This is a genomic window from Allotamlana fucoidanivorans (genome assembly GCF_045788535.1).
GTDB classification, from domain to species: domain Bacteria; phylum Bacteroidota; class Bacteroidia; order Flavobacteriales; family Flavobacteriaceae; genus Allotamlana; species Allotamlana fucoidanivorans.
This window is the reverse complement of the sequence record NZ_CP074074.1, coordinates 2501028-2520544: the sequence shown is the minus strand read 5'-3', so window position 1 is coordinate 2520544 and position 19517 is coordinate 2501028. Positions and strand designations below refer to the sequence as shown.

Sequence of the window (19517 nt, the reverse complement as noted above, 5' to 3'; positions counted from 1 at the left end):
ATTTTGCGTAATTTTGCAGAATGAAATTTAAAATCAAATCTGAATTTGATCCTACAGGTGATCAGCCCCAAGCTATAAAGCAGCTTGCCGATGGTATTGTAGCCAATGAAAAGTATCAAACACTTCTTGGTGTTACTGGGTCTGGAAAAACCTTCACCGTTGCCAATGTGATTCAAGAAGTACAAAGACCTACTTTGGTTTTGGCACACAATAAAACGTTGGCAGCACAACTGTACTCAGAATTCAAGCAGTTTTTCCCAGATAATGCTGTAGAATACTTTGTGTCGTATTATGATTATTACCAACCCGAGGCTTATATTCCCGTTTCGGGTGTTTATATTGAGAAAGATTTATCTATAAACGAAGAAATTGAAAAAATGCGATTGAGTACAACGTCTTCGCTGCTTTCGGGAAGACGAGATGTTTTGGTCGTGGCTTCTGTGTCTTGTTTATATGGTATTGGAAATCCCGTTGAGTTTCAAAAAAATGTTATTTCACTTGAACGCGATCAGGAAATTTCAAGAACAAAATTACTGCATCAACTTGTTCAAAGTTTATATTCTAGAACGGAACATGAATTCAACCATGGAAATTTCAGAATTAAAGGCGATACAGTAGATGTTTTTCCGAGTTATGCAGATGATGCCTTCAGAATTCATTTTTTTGGTGATGAGATTGAAGATATTGAATCCTTTAACATCCAAACAAACCAAATTGTTGAGAAATATGACCGTTTAAATATTTATCCGGCAAATATGTTTGTTACATCGCCTGAGGTTCTTCAAGATGCTATTAAAGACATTCAAGATGATTTAGTTAAACAATATGACTATTTTAAGGACATAGGAAAACATCTTGAAGCCAAACGTTTAAAAGAACGTACGGAGTTTGATTTAGAGATGATACGTGAACTAGGATATTGCTCTGGTATTGAAAACTATTCCAGGTATTTAGATGGCAGACAGCCTGGTACCCGCCCTTTTTGTTTATTAGATTATTTTCCTGATGATTTCCTAATGGTTGTAGATGAAAGTCATGTTACAATCTCTCAAGTCCATGCCATGTATGGCGGCGATAGAAGCAGAAAAGAAAATTTAGTAGAATATGGTTTCAGACTTCCTGCTGCTATGGACAATAGACCCTTAAAATTTGAAGAATTTGAAGCGTTGCAAAATCAAGTGATTTATGTAAGTGCCACACCTGCAGACTACGAATTAGAAAAATCTGATGGCATTTATGTAGAACAAATTATCCGCCCTACAGGATTGTTAGATCCTATTATTGAAGTAAGACCAAGTCTCAATCAAATAGATGATTTAATTGAAGAAATTCAGCAGCGTGTTGAGAAAGATGAACGTACTTTGGTGACCACACTTACCAAGCGTATGGCAGAAGAATTGACCAAATACTTAGATCGTATTCGAATAAGATGTCGATATATTCACAGCGATGTAGACACCCTAGAGCGTGTTGAGATTATGCAAGACTTGAGAAAAGGACTTTTTGATGTTCTAGTTGGTGTGAATCTACTAAGAGAAGGGCTTGATTTACCCGAAGTCTCTTTGGTCGCTATTTTAGATGCCGACAAAGAGGGTTTTTTACGTTCAACCCGCTCCTTAACGCAAACCGTGGGTAGAGCAGCAAGAAACCTAAATGGTAAAGCTATTATGTATGCAGATAAAATTACAAACAGCATGCAAAAAACCATTGATGAAACAAACTACCGCAGAGAAAAACAAATTGCTTACAACACCGAAAACAACATAACCCCAAAAGCTTTAAACAAAAGTTTAGATAATGCCTTAGCCAAAAACTCTGTAAGTACGTATAGTTATGAGCTGGAAGCGTCCAAGGCTGCTGAACCAGAAAGCGCCTATTTAAGTAAGCCTGAATTAGAAAAGAAAATAAGGGAAAAACGAAAACTTATGGAAGAAGCAGCCAAAGCATTGGACTTTATTGTTGCTGCTAAACTGCGTGATGAAATTAAAGGCTGTCAAGAAAAATTAGAAAAGCTAAAAGTATAATTTTACTTTTAGCTTCATTTAACTAATAACACATCAAAAACCTTTTTAGAAATCCTTAATTATATTGGGTTTTGAATATGTCAATCAACACATCTGGGGGCACAATATTATTAGGAAAACTTTCCATTAAATAAAGCACTTTACTAATAGACTCATGACTTAACCCCATTCTTAATCCGAAGTTATATAATTTGATACGTCCTTTTGAATTAATATCTTCTCCAAATTTTTGTTCAATATTCATTAAAAGTACTAAACGATGAAACTGCACAATGCGTTCACTATGCGATTTTAAATGCGTATAAGAAACAGGATGCTCAATAAGATATTCAAAATCTTCACGTGAAATATCTAATTGTTTGGCAACACCAAGCAAAAAATTATACTCTATCTTTTTTATGTCTTTGTCATACTTGGCAAATGCTATCATTTCAGACAAAAGACTCAATTTTTCGACTCTATTGATCATCTTGGAGTAGGGATTAATTAATTACAATATAAAGTTACGCAGAAGTTCCCTTTAATAATCGAGCTTAAACGCAAATCGTCGAAAAGTAGCTAGCCGTTTATCGTAGTTTTCTCTAAGTTCATCAAAAATATAAATTTGTTTATCTAACAAAAGTGCTATTCATCAATTTAAAAACTGTACATCCCCCTTTTATAAACCGAACAAAAAGCACTGATAATCAATATGTTGAATTAAAAAATATATAATCTACGCCTCGTTTTTTTAGAGCGGATTTTTCAAGTATCTTTACTACCTTATAAAAACGTCAATTTTGTGCTGTGTTTTGTAGTAAATCGATGAAATACATCCCCCATAAACCCTCCTAAATTATTAATATGACAAATAATGATATTTTAAAAAAATTACGGGTGGCCTTAAAGCTCCGTGACGATGATATTGTTAAGATTTTAGCTCTGGTTGATTTTAGAATTTCTAAAAGCGAACTTGGAGCTTTTTTTAGACGAGAAGATCACCCCAAATACATGGAATGTGGGGATCAAATTCTTAGAAATTTTTTAAACGGTTTGGTAATTCATTTGAGAGGCCCTATGCCTAATAAAAAAGATAAAAAAGAAGAACGTATAAAAAAAGAGCAACCTTGGTGATTGCTCTTTATACTTATTATAAGTCGTTTTATTACAAGCGTAACTAAGCAAGTACTTCTTGTACTTTGTCTGCTGCTTCCTGAAACTCGGTAGCACTTAAAACAGCTAGACCTGAATTATCAATTAATTCTTTAGCAATATCGGCATTAGTACCTTGTAAACGTACTATGATTGGCACGTTTATATTGCCCATGTTTTTATAAGCATCAATAACACCTTGCGCTACACGATCACATCTTACAATACCTCCAAATATATTAATAAGAATAGCCTTTACTGCTGGATCTTTCAATATAATTTTAAAAGCTGCCTCAACACGCGCTGCATCAGCTGTTCCTCCTACATCTAAAAAGTTTGCTGGCTCCCCTCCTGCTTGCTTAATTAAATCCATTGTTGCCATAGCCAAACCTGCACCATTTACCATACATCCCACGTTTCCGTCAAGATCAACATAATTCAATCCAACTTCTTTGGCCTCAACTTCAATAGGGTTTTCTTCACGCAAATCTCTTAAATTCACGTAATCTTTATGTCTGTATAAAGCATTATCATCTATGGTTACTTTGGCATCAACCGCCATAATTTTATTATCACTGGTTTTCAACACAGGATTAATTTCAAACAAAGATGAATCTGATTTTACATAAGCCGTATACAAAGCCATCACAAATTTGGTCATTTCTTTAAATGCCGTACCTGATAAACCTAAATTGAAAGCAATACGTCTAGCTTGAAATGGCATTAACCCTACAGCAGGATCTACTTCTTCAGTAAATATTAAATGTGGTGTTTCCTCGGCTACCGTCTCAATATCCATACCTCCTTCAGTAGAATACATAATCATATTACGTCCTGTACCTCTATTTAATAAAACCGACATATAAAACTCATCTGTTTCACTTTCGCCAGGGTAATAAACATCTTCAGCAACTAACACCTGATGTACACGTTTCCCTTTTGCGGAAGTTTGCGGTGTTACCAAATCCATTCCTATAATTTGTCCAGCAATTTGCTCAACTTCTTTAAGATTTTTGGCTAGTTTTACTCCGCCTCCTTTTCCACGTCCTCCTGCATGAACTTGGGCTTTAATGACATGCCAGCTAGTACCTGTTTCATTGGTTAACTGCTTTGCAGCTGCAACTGCTTCTTGTGCATTTTGGGCAACAATACCACGCTGGATACGCACTCCAAAACTGCTTAATATTTCTTTACCTTGATATTCGTGTAAATTCATAATTTGCTTAAATGTTTTAAGAATCACAAATGTAAATAATCGCACTTACTTACCCTAATATTAATTTGTGAAAACTTTAAACAACTTTTGTTCATTAACTTAACGCTACATTGTTAAATAATTAACAATTTGTTTATTTTGTATAATTTTTTAAGCTTTACTTTATTATCAATCACAAAGGTATATCTTTGGCAAAAATTTGAAAATTATGTTGGAAAATCAATTGCTAAAAATAGCACAAGATTTAGGAAGTCCGGTTTATGTGTATGATGCGGCAAAAATTGAGTCGCAGTACAAACGATTAACAGACGCCTTTAAAGATGTAAAAAAATTAAAACTTAATTATGCGGTTAAAGCATTGTCTAATATATCTATATTAAAACTTTTTAAATCGCTTGGTTCTGGCATTGATACGGTTTCTATTCAGGAAGTGCAACTAGGTTTAGCTGCTGGTTTTTCTCCTGACCAAATTATATTTACACCCAATGGCGTTTCCCTAGACGAAATTGAAGAAGCCGCTCAGTTAGGTGTAAAAATCAATATTGACAATTTATCCATTCTGGAGCAATTTGGAACAAAACACCCTAATGTTCCTGTGTGCATCAGAATAAATCCGCATGTTATGGCGGGTGGAAATGCTAATATTTCGGTTGGACATATCGATTCTAAATTTGGTATATCAATACATCAAATTCCACATATATTAAGAATTGTTGAAAATACTAAAATGACTATCAACGGTATTCATATGCATACGGGTAGTGATATTTTAGATATTGAGGTATTTTTATATGCCAGTGAAATTTTATTTGAAACCGCCAAGCAATTTAAAAATTTAGATTTTATTGATTTTGGTTCTGGTTTCAAAGTACCCTATAAAGCTGGTGATATTGAAACCAATATTGAAGAATTAGGTAAAAAGTTATCATCTCGATTCAATGATTTCTGTAAGGAATATGGTAAGGATCTCACCTTAGCTTTTGAACCTGGTAAATTTTTAGTAAGTGAGTCTGGTAACTTTTTGGTAAAAGTAAATGCTGTTAAGCAAACTACCTCAACAGTATTTGCGCAGATAGATTCTGGTTTTAATCATTTAATAAGACCGATGTTCTATGGTTCTCATCATGATATTGTTAATATCTCTAACCCAAGCGGAAGAGAGCGATTTTATACTGTTGTAGGCTACATTTGCGAAACGGATACCTTTGGAAATAACAGACGTATTAATGAGATAACCGAAGGCGATATTCTTTGTTTTAAAAATGCTGGGGCCTATTGTTTCTCTATGGCTAGTAATTATAATTCTAGGTTTAGGCCTGCAGAAGTTTTATGGTATAATGACAAAGCACATGTCATTAGAAAAGCTGAAACTTTTGATGATATATTAAGAAATCAAATTGCTATTGATTTCTCAAAGAAAAAAGAAAAACCAACAACAGTTTAAACTTAAAAAGCGTTTCCTTAAAGAAACGCTTTTTTTTTGAGGCTATGTGAGATTTATTTCTTTATAAATTTTTCAGATACAATACCAAAATCTGTTTTTAAAGTGATGATATACCAACCTGCTTCCAAAAAACGTACTTCAATGGCATTGTTAGCTAATCCTTTAATAACCTCTTTTCCTTCTAAATCATATACTAAAATATCATATACGTTCACTCGTTCATCTAAATAAAAAGATAAGACATCATCTACTGGATTTTTGCTAACATGAAACCACGAGGTAATTTCCTTGTCACCAAAATTTGCACTTAAAGGAGACATAATCAGACTCTCCATTATTGTGAATGACCGATTACCAATAATACCACTTGTTAACTCAACCTGGGTAGATCTAAAAACCAACTCTCCCGAAGTATTATCGTAATAATGATAAGTGGTTTGCATTAGGTCTCCTACTTTTATTCCTACAAATAATTCCATTTGCTGAATTAACTCAAGCCTAGTTATTGTTCCTGAATAGATACCTCCACCAACATCATTCATAGATAATGACCCGTAGGCATCTACTGTGGTGGTTAAGATTCCCGTAAAGGTACCCGTGTTTCCACTGTAAGAGAAATCCCCTGAAATACTATTCCCACCGTTATTGGTATTATAAGCATAAGGAAATGAGCCTACCAACCCTAAATCATCATATTGAAGCGTTAAATCCATAAGTTCTATTCCTGAAACATCTAAAGTATTGGCACCCTCTGAGGCATAAAACTTAATTTCTTCTGCGTTCGTATCAGTAGTTGTTAAAAGCATATTTGTTCCCGGAAAAGCTATAGCTTCTGGATCGCTTGGGCTAATAGCTTTATACGTATCGGTTGAGGTAATCCCAGAAGCCATTAAATTATTAAAAACCCAATTAGCGTTTTCTCCATTTGCACTTTGATCTAAAGCAGTACTTGTAGTGACCACAGCATACCGTGTTGTTGGCAAACTAAAAAATGTATCAATGCTTTGCGCTGAAAGTATGATTGGTACTAAAAATAAAAAAAATAGTAATCTTGTTCTCATAAGCAGTTAATTTATAGTGTTTTAATTGAAATTAAAACAAATTTAGGTAAAACAAAAAACTTTACATCGTAAATACCAGTCCATACGCAGAATATATCTTGAAATCACTAAAAACTCTGTTTTTAGTGATAAAACTAAGTAAGACGATAAAAAAATGTTAAAGCTTTTTTTTTAATAGTGCTTTCATAACCAAAAAAATACCTATATTTAAAACGGTGATAATACACATACTATTACTTCTCTCTCAAATAGCAAGATTTAACCGATTGCCCCGAATTGATTTTAATGAGATTATCGTGTTAAAAATATTTTAACACATTATTTAATATTAATTAAAACCAACCAACATTATGAGAAAATTATTGTATGTATTGATTCTACTCCCACTAGTAGTGGCATCACAAGAAACCGAATCTTTTTTATTAAATCTCACAGAGATTACCGTTAAGCCCGGGCATGACGCTGAATTTGTAGAAGGTGTAAAATCATGGAAAGCATGTTACCTAGAAAACAATGGTGAAGACAAATGGAATATATGGAAACGCCTGCAAGGCGAGGGCAATGTATATACCATGACCAGTATTATGGCTAACTGGGCAGAAATGGATGAGGATCCTGATCCGGCAGGAAAAGAATGTCGTATGATTGTGACCAAATTTATTATGCCTCATGTTAAGAGTGTACATTACAACGTTGCTCGGTATATGCCCAGTGTTAGTATGACGGCACCTTTTTCTGAAGACATTAAACTAGTTTGGGTTTACAATGTCAAAATCAATAACTCAACCAGTTTTAAAGAGGTGGTAAGTGAAATTTCAAAAGCTGTGAAAGCAGCCGAAGGAGATAACCGTGGTAGATGGTACAGTGTTGTTGGTGGAGCACCAGAAGTAGCTGATTATTTTATAGGAATTCCTTTTAATAGTTTTTCAGATTTAGATGTTGTACGAGATGGGGTTTGGAAAGTCTATGAAAAGGCCCACGGCAAATCTAAAACAGACAAGCTTAGAGAAAAATTCAGAAGTGCTGTTGAGTCTGATTGGGCTTATATTTATACACTTAAAAAAGAATTATCTAATTAGTAATTCATATAAAATGCTCAACGTTTGTTGGGCATTTTATTAATTAAATAGTCAATAGGCTTTACATTCTACCTAACCAACTTTCCATGGATTTAAAAACCAAAAATCTTAAAGATAAGTATCGCTTATTTTTAACAGAAAATGCCATATTAAGATACATTACATTTTCAGTACTATACATTGCGCAGGGTATACCTGAGGGCATTACCTTTTTTGCTATACCGGCTTGGTTAGCCATGAACGAGAAATCTCCAATGGAAATTGCAAGTTTTGTAGCAGTTATTGGAATTCCATGGAGTTTCAAAATACTGGTTGCACCTCTCATGGATCGTTTTACCTTATTATCCATGGGACGTAAAAGACCATGGGTGATTTTTGGCCAAATTGGTCTTATTTTAAGTTTTTTAAGTATTGGCCTTATTCATGACCCTTTAAATAACATTACTGGCTTAATGATTTCTGGTTTTTTTATAAGTTTTTTTGGTGCTTTTCAAGACGTGGCCACAGACGGCATGGCTATAGATGTTATACCTGTCAATGAACAAGCTAGAGCAAACGGACTCATGTGGGGCGCAAAAACAATAGGCGTAGCTTTATCATTAGTTATTGGTACTACTTTAATAAATCTATTGGGTTTTTCAACAGCCATTACCTCAATGTCTATAAGTACCTTTTTTATCATTCTAGTACCTATATGTTTTAGAGAGCGACCCGGTGAAAAGCTAACCCCGTGGTCAAAAGGAAAGGCGTCTCCAATATCAAAGAAAGCGCAATTAACGAGTTGGACTAAAATTTTTAGATGCATTTATAAAGTAACCATCTTACCATCAAGTCTTATTTTAGCATTCGCCATGTTTACTTTAGGTATTATGTATGGGTTAATTGACACACTTTTACCCATATTTACCATTCAAGAGCTAGATTGGACCAATACCTCCTATTCCAATGTATATTCCATAACAACGGTGGTTGCTGGTTTTTTTGGTATGTTCATTGGGGGAGCCTTAGTAGACTTTTTTGGTAAAAAACGAATGCTCTCAATTTATCTAATTTTCTTAATTGTTTTAATAGCCTCCTTTTCTTTTTTACCTAGTATATGGAATAATGATAAAGTTATTTTTAGCTTTATTCTCTTATATTACTTAGGATATACCTTTCTTACCATAGCCATTTTTGCCTCGGCTATGCAATTGTGCTGGAAAACCGTAGCCGCCACACAATTTACCCTTTACATGGCACTATCAAATACGGGTAGAGCCATAGGTTCTGGACTTGTTGGAACCTTAAAAGAACTTATGGATTGGGAATATGTATTTATTATAATTGCCATGTCACCATTGATTGCCTTTTTTTTAATGCAACTCATTAACTTTAAGAAACATAAAAAATCAATTAAAAAATTTACTCAATATAGTATTAGTGCTTACTAGTATTTATTACGTTATTAAAAGCATTAGCCCGGCTTGTAATCGATAAAAATTAACCATTAAAACCAACCAAAAAATGAAAACACTAAAACATGTTCCCTTTTTATTCATGCTTATTATTCTTTCTGCATGCAACAATTCAAAAGTTGAACAAAACATAACTATGTATTCCAATGTTTGGGACAACATTGTTAATCAAGGTCAGATTGATTTAATTAACGACACCAATTTTGACACCAATATTACCATGATCTCTAGTCCTGAGAATGTGGTGGGTATAAAAGATTTCAAAGCCTATTATTCAAATTTTATTACTGGATTTTCCGAAGTTGAATTTTCCATTGAAAATATTTTTGGGCAAGGTGACAACTTAGTTAAACATTGGCGCTTTAAAGGTAAACACACAGGTGATTTTTTTGGGATACCTGCCACTGGAAAATCAATAGATCTTACTGGGGTTACCATTGCAAAAATAAAAGATGGCAAAATTGCCCAAGAACAAGATTTTATGGACAATCTAGCCTTTATGAGTCAATTGGGTATTGATCCTTTTTTAAATCCTGAAAATGTAAATATTGTGAGAAAACTATATACTGATTTTGCTGCTGGGAAAATCGATGAAGCTGGAGCCGTCATGGATGAAAACCTTATTTGGATGGAAGCCGAAAATTTTCCATATGCCGATAAAAATCCTTATCAAGGCTTTGATGCTGTTCTTGAAGGTTTGTTTTCAAGAATTGCTGAAGAATGGGAATATTGGCATGCCATTGACCTTGAATTCCATGAAATGACTAATGATAAAATATTAGTTACCGGCAAATATGAATCAAAATACAAGGAAAATGGCAATGCCATGAATTTGCAAATGGCACATTTATGGACACTTAAAGATGGTAAAATCATTTCTTTTCAACAATATGCAGATACCAAAGGAATTGCTGATGTTATGGCTAAATGATATTGTATAGTAAATGAAATTAAAACAATCTTTTACCTTTGCTTTGGTATTAACTATTGCTAGTATTACCATTTGGGAACTCTATTGGCGTACACAAACCGATTATTACATCGCCTATTTAGAAGACGACAGAAATTTGTGGAGCCAAGAAAGAGCTAAGGTAGAAAAAGCGACCTCAGAAGATATTATTCTATTAGGTGCTTCCAGAACAGGTTACAACTTCAATACGCATGCTTGGGAAGATACTCAAGGGATAAAACCCATTAATTTAACAGGAAATGGGAAACCTCCACAACCATTTATTGAAGATGTTATAAATAACACCAAATTTAATGGAACTTTAGTTATTGGAGTCACCCCCTTAGCTTTTTTTGATAGTTCTTTCAGAAGAAATGTAACCAAACAATGGGTAAAACATTACTATGACCGAACTTACTCTCAACGATTGGGTTTCGAGCTTTCAAAACCATTAAAAAGGAACCTAGTCATGCTTAGTGCCTCAGAGGCAAAATCCTATAATGACTTAGATTTAAAATCACTAATCAATAGAATCTCAATTGATGATGACAGGATTAAAGGAGACAAATTCAAATTAGTAAATATTGGTTACAATGATGAATACAGAAATTTAATAATGTTTCCGCGATTAACCAATAACCCTGCTTATCAAAAAGAAATCACTGATGAGTGGGACAAGGTTATTCCAGGGGTTCCAGACTACTCAAAAAAAGTTGAAAACACCGTTCAAAGAGAAATTAAAACACTCTCAGTTTTAGTTAAAAAGTTTAAAGGCCGAGGAGGTAAGGTAATATTTGTTAGACATAAAGCTGAAGAAGGCTGGAATAAACACACAAAACGCATGATGCCAAGAGATAAAGTTTGGAATAGCTTTATTAAGGCTATTGAGTGCCCTGGCTATCATTTTGAAGATTATGAATTCATGTCTAAACACACCTTACCAGAATGGTCCCATATGAATGCCGAAGATGCCAAAACATATACCAAAGACATGGTATATCAGTTAATTAAAGACGGACACTTAAAAAAACACAAAACCAATTAACCGAAACAAAACAAAATGAAATTGAAAAATTCATTAATTATTGCCATAGTAATTAGCCTTCTAGGAACTGTTACATGGGAGTTATATTGGCGTTCTAAAGGAGTCAAACCATCAATAGATGGAAATGACGCTTTGTGGGCTGTAGAACGTGCAAAAGTTGATCGATTATCTAAAGATGACTTTGTAATCATTGGCTCCTCAAGGGTTCACTTTGATATTCAATTAGACATTTGGGAAGAAAAAATAGGAAATAAACCAATCCAACTAGCTATGGGAGGCTCTAGTCCCCTACCAGTCTTTCATGACATTGTACATACTACTAATTTTAATGGCACCATCTTAGTTGGTGTTACACCTCCTTTGTTTTTTTCAACCACATTTCCCAAAGCAGATTCTTGGAAAAGGCCCCAAACCAATGTTGACTATTTTCACAATAGAACCTATGCACAGCGTCTTAACCACCAGCTATCTATACCTCTTCAAAACAGTTTTGCGTTCATAAGTGAGACAAAAGGTATAGACGGTATTAACCTTAAAGAGTTTATTAGTAAAGTAAAAATTGGAACTAGGGCGGAAAAGCCGAGAGAAATGCCACCATTTCACGATTTTTCCACTATAACCATTGACAGAAATGTTAGAATGAAAAAACGTATGGAAATAGATACTGCTTATGCCAACTCTGTAAAACATGTGTGGGAGTTCTTTTTTAAAAGTGATGGTCCACTTCCGGACAAAAAATCAACTATGGCATTTTTTTTAAAAGACTTAGAAAAGTTTAAAGAAAAAGGCGGCAATGTTATTTTACTGAGATGCCCTTCTTCTGATGTCTTTAGAGAATTAGAAAAAAAAATCACTCCAAGAGATACAGTTTGGGATGATTTGGTAGCAAAAGCTGCAGTAAAGTCGTATCATTTTGAAGACTACCCGCAACTTCAAAATTTAGATCTTCCTGAATGGTCTCATTTAAAAGCAGAACATGCAGATTACTTTACTAAAGAATTAATAAAAATTTTAAAACAAGACAACGCAATACCTAACCAATAAACCAAGCAAAATGAATTTAAAACAATCTTTGTTTATTGCCTTGGCATTAACCCTAATTGGTGTAAGCATTTGGGAACTCTATTGGCGATCAAAAGGATTTAAACCTTCTATAGATAACAATGAGGCTTTATGGGCGGTACAACGCGCCAAAGTTGATAAATTATCTAAAGATGATATCGTGCTTATTGGTTCTTCAAGAGTTATGTACAACATACAACTAGATATATGGGAGGAAAAAACGGGTAAAAAACCCATTCAATTGGCAATGGGTGGATCTAGCCCCTTACCCGTATTTCATGATATTGTAAATACCTCCAATTTCAACGGTACTATTTTGGTTGGAGTTACACCTGGGTTATTTTTCTCTAGTACGGATCCCAAAAAACAATCTTGGAAAAGACCTCAAAAAAAAGTAGATCATTTTCATGATAGAACTTATGCACAACGATTAAACCATCAATTATCAATACCACTGCAAAATAGTTTAGCTTTAATGAGTGAAACCAGTGGCGTTGATGGTATTAAGCTAAAGGCGCTTATTAAAAAAGTAAAGATTGGTGATCGTCTCAAAAAGAAAAGAACCATGCCTCCCTTTCATAATATGTCAACAACCAGATTGGATCGAAATGTTAGAATGAAAAAACGTATGGAAACAGACACGGCTTATGCCAACTCTGTAAAACGCGTGTGGTCCTTCTTGATTGATGGAGACAACCTTAAACCAAAAAAAGAAGCTACCATGATTTTTTTTTAAAGGACCTTCAAAAGTTTAAAGAAAAAGGTGGTAATGTTATTTTACTGAGATGCCCTTCTTCTGAAAAGTTTAGAAAAAATGAAGATAGCGTAGTCAATAGGAAAGAATATTGGAACAAACTAGTGGAACAATCAAATGTAAAAGCATACCACTTTGAAGACTACCCGCAGCTTCAAAATTTAACCCTACCAGAATGGTCTCATTTAAAAGCCGATCATGCCGACTATTTTACCGAAGAATTAATAAAAATTTTAAAACAAGACAACGCAATACCTAACCAATAAACCAATCAATATGAAATTAAAACAATCATTAATTATTGCCATAACTATTACGCTTATTGCAACAATTGGATGGGAAATGTATTGGAGATCCAAAGGATTTCACCCTACCCTAAACGATGAAAAAGCCCTTTGGGCCATGACACGTGCCAAAGTGGAAAATGCCACTAAGGATGATGTTATTATATTAGGGTCTTCCAGAGCCTATTTTGACATTCAAGTAGATCAATGGAAAGAGTCAACCGGAAAAGAACCTTTACAGTTAGCATCAACGGGGTCATCTCCCCTTCCTACCTTTCATGACATTGTAAATAATACCGATTTTGACGGAACTGTTATTGTTGGAGTTACTCCCGGATTATTCTTCTCGACTACGTTTCCAAAAGCATTTCCTTGGGAAAGGCCACAAGCCAAAGTAGATCATTACTTTGATGGAACTTATGCACAACGCTCAAACTTTTTGTTGTCTGTACCCTTACAACAGAGTTTGGTATTAATGTCTGCCGATGAGGAAGAATGGAATGACGATCTCGATTTAAAATCCTTATTAAGAAATGTTCGTTGGGGAAAACGAACTTCACCTCCTGCCCAGCCTCCATTCTACAATTTTGGAGATGTTTCCATTCCACGAAACATGAGTATGATGCCAAGAACAGTAACTGATACTGCTTTTGCTAATTCAATTATTAAAGTTTGGCATTTCTTTGGTAAAGGTTCACCACCTCCTGAAAAAGATGCTACCACTGAATTCTTTATGAAGGATGTAAAAAAATTTAAAGAAAGAAACGGTAATCTTATTCTGGTTCGGCCACCATCTAGTGGTGGTGTGAGAATGGGTGAGAAAATGGGACTTCCCAGAGAACGGTTTTGGGATTCATTAGTAAAAGTAGCTCATGTAAAGAGCTATCATTTTGAGGACTTTGATCAATTAAAAAATCTAACCTGTCCGGAAGAATCACATCTTTCCTTAGAAGATGCCAATTTTTACACCAAAGAATTGGTGAAAATATTAAAAGAAGACAATGCACTAACCAACCAAAAACCTAACTAATCATGTTATTTAATTCACTAAGTTTTATACTATTTTTAATTATAGTTCTCGCCATTTATTATTCTAAAATACTTAACTGGACCAATAAAAAACGTATGTTATTGTTTTCCAGTTATGTATTCTACGGCATGTGGAATCCGCCTTTAGTCATTCTTCTTTGGATATCTACCATGATAGATTGGACTGCAGGAAAACATTTAGCTGTTGAAGACAACCAAAAGAAACGCAAAATGTGGTTGTTGCTAAGTATGTTCGTTAATCTTGGTTTTTTAGGTTTCTTTAAATATGGTGATTTTCTTCTTGAAAATTTTGTACTAGTAATGAATGCTATCGGAGTTGATTTTCAGGCAAAACCCATGGATATCATTCTCCCTATGGGAATTTCATTCTATACGTTCCAAACCATGTCATATACCATTGATATGTATAAAAGAAAGACAGAGCGTGCTAGAACATTTCTTGATTTTGCGCTGTACGTGACCTTCTTCCCGCAATTAGTAGCTGGTCCTATTGTTAGAGCAAAAGACTTGATCACACAGTTTTATGAAGAAAAGAAAGCAACCACTAACCAGTTTATTTGGGGCTTGTTTTTACTAACCATTGGATTATTCCAAAAAGTGGTTATGGCAGATACGCTTTTAGCAGGCACATCAGATGACGTTTTTGGTTCTGCTAAATTATTACATGGTGTTGATGCTTGGGTAGGCACTATTGCTTTTTCAGGACAGATATTTTTTGATTTTGCTGGGTATTCAACCTGTGCTATAGGTATCGCTCTTATGTTAGGCATTATTTTACCCGATAACTTTAGGTATCCTTATGCTTCACTTGGCTTTTCCGACTTATGGAGACGTTGGCATATTTCATTATCCAGTTGGTTAAGAGATTATTTGTACATCCCTTTGGGTGGTAACCGTCATGGAATCACGAGAATGTATGCCGCTTTAATGATTACTATGTTATTAGGTGGTTTATGGCATGGTGCTGCATGGACCTTTATGGTTTGGGGTGGTTTACACGGTACTTATTTAATTTTAGAACGTTTACAAAGACGTTATTTACCCTTTGAAATAACCAAATGGAATGGTATGTTTTTGGCTTTTATTACCTTTAGTTGTGTAAATATAACCTGGGTTTTCTTTAGAGCCAGAACCTTTGAAAAAGCTTGGGATATGATAAAATCTATGTTCTATATGCAAACCGGTGGTGAAAAAATATTGGATACGTTTACCATAATAAAAGTATCAACGGTAATAGCCATTATGTTCTTGTGTCATTGGTTTATGAGAAATACCTCTATGAAAGAAGTATCTCAAAAAACGTCACCTTATGTTTTAGGTCTGGTTTGGGCCATTATGACATTTTTATTGATTATAGCACAAGGCAGTGGCGAACAATTTATTTATTTTCAATTTTAGGAAAAATAATATAATTTAGAGAATAAAGCAGAAACTCCTACATCTTGAAGGAGTTTCTGTATTGTAACAATAAATAAAAGTTGGCGTCCTATTGTTTATTCGATCCTAATATGAACCCTATTCCCCAGCCTCTAGTTCATAATATAAATAGTTGTCCATCAATGCCAGTACCTAACTGATTTAGATTAAACTTTTAATGTTAAAACACAAACTAATAAAAATGAAAATCAACTTTAAAACAAGTCTCTTAATTATTTTTATTGGAATATGTCTTGGGCACTCTCAAGACAGTTTGCTAGTGGCTTCTAAAAAAATTGATAGCATAAAGCAACGAATTGACAACCATAAAGAATTCAATGAGGAGCATGTAAGACTCCTAAATGAATACGCACGCCAATGTTTTTATAATAAAGATTTTAAAACAGGCCTAATTGCCGCTAGGGATGCCCGTGACCTCCTCCCGTTAAACCGGACAATTTAAAACTAGAGAAAACCGAGCAAATAAATGTGTAACTTTAAACAATTATTTGCATATGAAACGATCAAAATTCACGGAGAGTCAAATCGTATTTGCTATCAAGCAGGCCGAAACAGGTACGCGTGTATCTGAGGTTTGTCGAAAGATGGGAATAAGTGAAGCTACCTTTTACAATTGGAAGAAGAAATATGGAGGATTAGGTGTTTCCGAATTGCGCAGACTCAAGAACTTAGAAGAGGAGAATTTTCAATTAAAGAAACTGGTAGCAGATCTTAGTCTTGATAAGCAAATTCTCCAGGACGTTCTTAAAAAAAAGTTTTAAGGCCATCTCGAAAGCGGGAGATGGTCCGTGGAATACGAATGGAATATAATATCTCTGTTAACCGTTGCGTGAAGCTGGTTCTTTTGCACAAAAGTGTTTATTATTATAAGCCAAATAAAAGAGATGATACTTTATTGCGTATGCGGATCAAAGAAATTGCATCAACCCGCGTTCGTTATGGCTTTTGGAGGGTTTATATCCTACTAAGAAGAGAAGGCTTTATGGATAATCACAAGCGTGTTTATAGAATTTACTGTGAAGAGGGGCTTAATTTGAGAAGCAAACGTCCTAAAAGGAATCGTTCAGCCTTACACAGACAACCATCAGATGGTAATTCTTCTAGTTTACATGAATGCTGGAGTATGGATTTTGTCAGTGATCAGCTATATAATGGGAGTCGCTTTAGAGCTTTAACTGTAGTGGATAATTATAGTAGAAAATGCCTTGCTATTGAAGCAGGACAGTCATTAAAAGGAAGTGATGTTGTAAATGTTATGGAAAAGGTTAGTTCGGAGAATTGCACTCTTCCAAAGCGTATCAAAGTAGATAATGGAAGTGAATTTATTAGTAAAGTTTTGGATAAATGGGCCTATGAAAACCAGATAGAACTAGACTTCTCAAGACCAGGAAAACCTACAGATAATCCTTTTATAGAGAGTTTCAATGGTTCTTTTAGGGATGAATGTTTAAACGTAAATTGGTTTCTGTCAATGGAAGATGCGCAAGAAAAACTAGATATGTGGAGAGAAGAATATAACAACTTTAGACCTCACAGTTCCTTGGGAGATATCCCTCCCAATGAATACATCGAAATGAATAAAAATAGCTCGGATCCTCTACTTTTAACTGGTTCTTAATTTGGGAGGAGATCAAAAAAGGCAGTATCTCATAAACTGTGTAAAGATTAAATATCGAGGGTTGCAACCCTCGATATTTTTTTGTTTAATTTTAAAATTTACACACTTATGAAGAAAGAAGATTTTCTAAACGACGATTTTTTAAAACAGTTCAAAACAGGGGACGAACTAACCTCCTTTCTAAAATCCATCCAAAAGCGAGGTATTGAAAAGATGCTAGAAGGAGAACTTGACGCTCATTTAGACTATGAGAAGCATCAGCAGTCCGATAATAGCAATACCCGTAACGGCTATGGGTCTAAAAAGATAAAAACAGCTTTAGGAGAGACTAATATTAAAGTTCCCAGAGACCGAGAAGCTTCTTTTAACCCTATGCTGGTTCCTAAGCGCACTAACATGGTTGACGGCATAGAAAACGTCATTATCAGCCTTTATGCTAAGGGTATGAGTAATTCTGATATTGAAGAGCAAATCCGCGAAGTCTACGATTTTGATGTATCCACATCTACCATATCACGTATCACAGATAAAGTTACCAATGATATTGTCGCTTGGCAAAACAGGCCCCTGGACCCCGTATATTTAATTACTTGGATGGATGGTATTGTATTTAAGGTTCGGGAGAACTCCAAAGTCATTAATAAAACCATGTACATCGCCGTAGGACTCCGCAGAGATGGTAAAAAGGAAGTCTTAGGACTTTGGCTGGGGAAGAATGAATCGGCAGCCTTTTGGATGAGCGTACTAACCGATATGAAAGCCAGAGGCGTTCAGGATTTGCTTATCACGGCCACAGATAATCTTAACGGTTTTACCGACACCATTAAAAACGTTTTTCCTGAATCTAAAACCCAAATTTGCGTGGTACACCAGATTCGTAACGCTTGTCGCTATGTTGTTTGGAAAGACAAGAAGGAATTTACAAAAGACATGAAAAACATCTATGATGCACCAACCAAAAACGCAGCAAAAGCCGCTCTAGAGGACTTTGCTCTGAAATGGGAACACAAGTACTCTTATGCTATTAAAAGCTGGAGAGACAATTGGGATGAGCTTACCGCTTTTTATGAATCTCCTGTTGAAATTAGAAAAATCATTTACACTACGAACCTTATTGAAAACCTTAATGGAAAAATCAGAAAGTACACTAAAAACAAGCTCTCATTCCCAACAGATGAAGCTGTTATGAAGTCCACTTTTTTAGCCCTTAGAGAGGCTACCAAAAAATGGTCGATGCCTATTAGGAACTGGGGCATTATTTTAAACCAATTTTTAACTATATTTGAAAAAAGGGTTCAACTTTAAAAAAGCTAAACCCTCGATTTATAACTTACACACTTTACAGGATAGTGTCTCAAAAAAACAGACACCTTGATGATCTTATTGACCACTACTGGGGAAGCATCAATTATATTTTTAGTTTGATAAAAGCTTCTGAAATAAAAGCGGGTCTCATTTTATCGTTCTATGGTATTATTTTAAACTTTGTATTTAAAAGTATACCACATATTTTACAATCCATACACAATAAAACAATCTTCTATATTTTAGCGGGGTTGTGGTTTATTTCTACCGTTATTTCTATTTATTATAGTATAAGATGCTTTATACCAAAGATTGAAGAAAAATTTGATAAAAATATTTTCTTTTTTGGTGATGTCATTCAGAAATATGGGAGTATACAAGAATTTTCAAAAACATTTCACACCATTAGCAAGGATGAAGATAAATTATTTGACCAATTAGGTCAACAAATTTATGTTAACTCAAAAATTGCGGCTAGTAAGTTTAAAAACATTAATAGATCTTTGCAGTTCTTAGCAATTGGCCTCCTGTTAATGATGGTTCTAGCGTTATATTACTTTGTTAATAGTTAAGCTACGAATATATTAATTTCGTGCTCCAAGAT

18 protein-coding genes are annotated in these 19517 nt (G+C 34.6%); 15 read left to right on the top strand and 3 right to left on the bottom strand.

Annotated features, from left to right (window positions below; genetic code table 11):
* Positions 1 to 20 precede the first annotated feature (20 nt).
* Positions 21 to 2024, top strand: a complete 2004-nt coding sequence (gene uvrB / locus KFZ70_RS11070; RefSeq protein ID WP_139698109.1) for an excinuclease ABC subunit UvrB — start codon at positions 21 to 23, stop codon at positions 2022 to 2024.
* 55 nt (positions 2025 to 2079) lie between these two features.
* Here the strand turns inward: uvrB and KFZ70_RS11065 are convergent, their stop codons facing one another.
* Entirely contained in the window at positions 2080 to 2493 is a 414-nt protein-coding gene (locus KFZ70_RS11065; RefSeq protein WP_139698110.1) for a TerB family tellurite resistance protein, read from the bottom strand.
* Between the two features lie 374 nt (positions 2494 to 2867).
* Between KFZ70_RS11065 and KFZ70_RS11060 the strand changes: the two genes are divergently transcribed.
* Positions 2868 to 3137 carry a DUF1456 family protein gene (locus KFZ70_RS11060; RefSeq protein WP_139698111.1) on the top strand — a complete coding sequence of 90 codons (270 nt, stop codon included), beginning with the start codon at positions 2868 to 2870 and terminating at the stop codon, positions 3135 to 3137.
* Positions 3138 to 3180: 43 nt separating this feature from the next.
* Here the strand turns inward: KFZ70_RS11060 and sucC are convergent, their stop codons facing one another.
* A complete protein-coding gene (gene sucC / locus KFZ70_RS11055; protein WP_139698112.1) occupies positions 3181 to 4371 on the bottom strand; it encodes an ADP-forming succinate--CoA ligase subunit beta in 1191 nt (396 codons plus the stop codon).
* A gap of 208 nt (positions 4372 to 4579) precedes the next feature.
* On the opposite strand from sucC, the gene lysA reads away from it, so the two are divergent.
* Positions 4580 to 5815 carry a diaminopimelate decarboxylase gene (gene lysA / locus KFZ70_RS11050; protein ID WP_139698113.1) on the top strand — a complete coding sequence of 412 codons (1236 nt, stop codon included), beginning with the start codon at positions 4580 to 4582 and terminating at the stop codon, positions 5813 to 5815.
* A gap of 53 nt (positions 5816 to 5868) precedes the next feature.
* Here the strand turns inward: lysA and KFZ70_RS11045 are convergent, their stop codons facing one another.
* Entirely contained in the window at positions 5869 to 6876 is a 1008-nt protein-coding gene (locus tag KFZ70_RS11045; protein ID WP_139698114.1) for a T9SS type A sorting domain-containing protein, read from the bottom strand.
* A 350-nt stretch (positions 6877 to 7226) separates the two neighbouring features.
* Between KFZ70_RS11045 and KFZ70_RS11040 the strand changes: the two genes are divergently transcribed.
* The 12 genes from KFZ70_RS11040 to KFZ70_RS10985 all read left to right on the top strand — a co-directional run bounded on the left by KFZ70_RS11040 (position 7227) and on the right by KFZ70_RS10985 (position 19485).
* Positions 7227 to 7955, top strand: a complete 729-nt coding sequence (locus KFZ70_RS11040; RefSeq protein WP_139698115.1) for a hypothetical protein — start codon at positions 7227 to 7229, stop codon at positions 7953 to 7955.
* Between the two features lie 86 nt (positions 7956 to 8041).
* Positions 8042 to 9385 (top strand): MFS transporter, encoded by a 1344-nt coding sequence (locus KFZ70_RS11035; protein ID WP_139698116.1) that lies wholly within the window; start codon positions 8042 to 8044, stop codon positions 9383 to 9385.
* A 73-nt stretch (positions 9386 to 9458) separates the two neighbouring features.
* Positions 9459 to 10340 (top strand): ester cyclase, encoded by an 882-nt coding sequence (locus tag KFZ70_RS11030; RefSeq protein ID WP_139698117.1) that lies wholly within the window; start codon positions 9459 to 9461, stop codon positions 10338 to 10340.
* Positions 10341 to 10353: 13 nt separating this feature from the next.
* A complete protein-coding gene (locus KFZ70_RS11025) occupies positions 10354 to 11403 on the top strand; it encodes a hypothetical protein (protein ID WP_139698118.1) in 1050 nt (349 codons plus the stop codon).
* A 15-nt stretch (positions 11404 to 11418) separates the two neighbouring features.
* Positions 11419 to 12447, top strand: coding sequence for a hypothetical protein (locus KFZ70_RS11020; protein ID WP_139698119.1), 1029 nt, complete (start codon positions 11419 to 11421; stop codon positions 12445 to 12447).
* Positions 12448 to 12457: 10 nt separating this feature from the next.
* Complete coding sequence (locus KFZ70_RS11015; protein ID WP_233244078.1) at positions 12458 to 13201, top strand: hypothetical protein; 744 nt, start codon at positions 12458 to 12460, stop codon at positions 13199 to 13201.
* A 122-nt stretch (positions 13202 to 13323) separates the two neighbouring features.
* Positions 13324 to 13485, top strand: a complete 162-nt coding sequence (locus tag KFZ70_RS11010) for a hypothetical protein (RefSeq protein WP_233244079.1) — start codon at positions 13324 to 13326, stop codon at positions 13483 to 13485.
* A 10-nt stretch (positions 13486 to 13495) separates the two neighbouring features.
* Positions 13496 to 14533, top strand: coding sequence for a hypothetical protein (locus KFZ70_RS11005; RefSeq protein ID WP_139698120.1), 1038 nt, complete (start codon positions 13496 to 13498; stop codon positions 14531 to 14533).
* A gap of 2 nt (positions 14534 to 14535) precedes the next feature.
* On the top strand, positions 14536 to 15951 hold the full coding sequence (locus tag KFZ70_RS11000) for an MBOAT family protein (RefSeq protein WP_139698121.1): 1416 nt from the start codon (positions 14536 to 14538) through the stop codon (positions 15949 to 15951).
* Between the two features lie 533 nt (positions 15952 to 16484).
* Positions 16485 to 17608 (top strand): IS3 family transposase gene (locus KFZ70_RS10995; RefSeq protein WP_407515484.1). Its coding sequence is split into 2 segments (ribosomal slippage): positions 16485 to 16746 and positions 16746 to 17608, totalling 1125 coding nucleotides; the frame shifts between segments, so codons are not numbered across the junction.
* 108 nt (positions 17609 to 17716) lie between these two features.
* Positions 17717 to 18913: an IS256 family transposase gene (locus tag KFZ70_RS10990; protein WP_407515481.1), complete on the top strand. Its 1197-nt coding sequence runs from the start codon at positions 17717 to 17719 to the stop codon at positions 18911 to 18913.
* Positions 18914 to 18957: 44 nt separating this feature from the next.
* On the top strand, positions 18958 to 19485 hold the full coding sequence (locus KFZ70_RS10985) for a Pycsar system effector family protein (RefSeq protein ID WP_233244004.1): 528 nt from the start codon (positions 18958 to 18960) through the stop codon (positions 19483 to 19485).
* The last annotated feature ends 32 nt before the right edge of the window (positions 19486 to 19517 follow it).

Coding starts and splice junctions, on each gene's coding strand:
- KFZ70_RS11000 (WP_139698121.1), top strand. CDS start 14,536: ATGTTATTTAATTCACTAAGTTTTATACTATTTTTAATTATAGTTCTC.
- KFZ70_RS11030 (WP_139698117.1), top strand. CDS start 9,459: ATGAAAACACTAAAACATGTTCCCTTTTTATTCATGCTTATTATTCTT.
- KFZ70_RS11005 (WP_139698120.1), top strand. CDS start 13,496: ATGAAATTAAAACAATCATTAATTATTGCCATAACTATTACGCTTATT.
- KFZ70_RS11065 (WP_139698110.1), bottom strand. CDS start 2,493: ATGATCAATAGAGTCGAAAAATTGAGTCTTTTGTCTGAAATGATAGCA.
- KFZ70_RS10990 (WP_407515481.1), top strand. CDS start 17,717: ATGAAGAAAGAAGATTTTCTAAACGACGATTTTTTAAAACAGTTCAAA.
- KFZ70_RS11015 (WP_233244078.1), top strand. CDS start 12,458: ATGAATTTAAAACAATCTTTGTTTATTGCCTTGGCATTAACCCTAATT.
- KFZ70_RS11040 (WP_139698115.1), top strand. CDS start 7,227: ATGAGAAAATTATTGTATGTATTGATTCTACTCCCACTAGTAGTGGCA.
- uvrB (WP_139698109.1), top strand. CDS start 21: ATGAAATTTAAAATCAAATCTGAATTTGATCCTACAGGTGATCAGCCC.
- KFZ70_RS11045 (WP_139698114.1), bottom strand. CDS start 6,876: ATGAGAACAAGATTACTATTTTTTTTATTTTTAGTACCAATCATACTT.
- KFZ70_RS11020 (WP_139698119.1), top strand. CDS start 11,419: ATGAAATTGAAAAATTCATTAATTATTGCCATAGTAATTAGCCTTCTA.
- lysA (WP_139698113.1), top strand. CDS start 4,580: ATGTTGGAAAATCAATTGCTAAAAATAGCACAAGATTTAGGAAGTCCG.
- KFZ70_RS11025 (WP_139698118.1), top strand. CDS start 10,354: ATGAAATTAAAACAATCTTTTACCTTTGCTTTGGTATTAACTATTGCT.
- sucC (WP_139698112.1), bottom strand. CDS start 4,371: ATGAATTTACACGAATATCAAGGTAAAGAAATATTAAGCAGTTTTGGA.
- KFZ70_RS11035 (WP_139698116.1), top strand. CDS start 8,042: ATGGATTTAAAAACCAAAAATCTTAAAGATAAGTATCGCTTATTTTTA.
- KFZ70_RS11060 (WP_139698111.1), top strand. CDS start 2,868: ATGACAAATAATGATATTTTAAAAAAATTACGGGTGGCCTTAAAGCTC.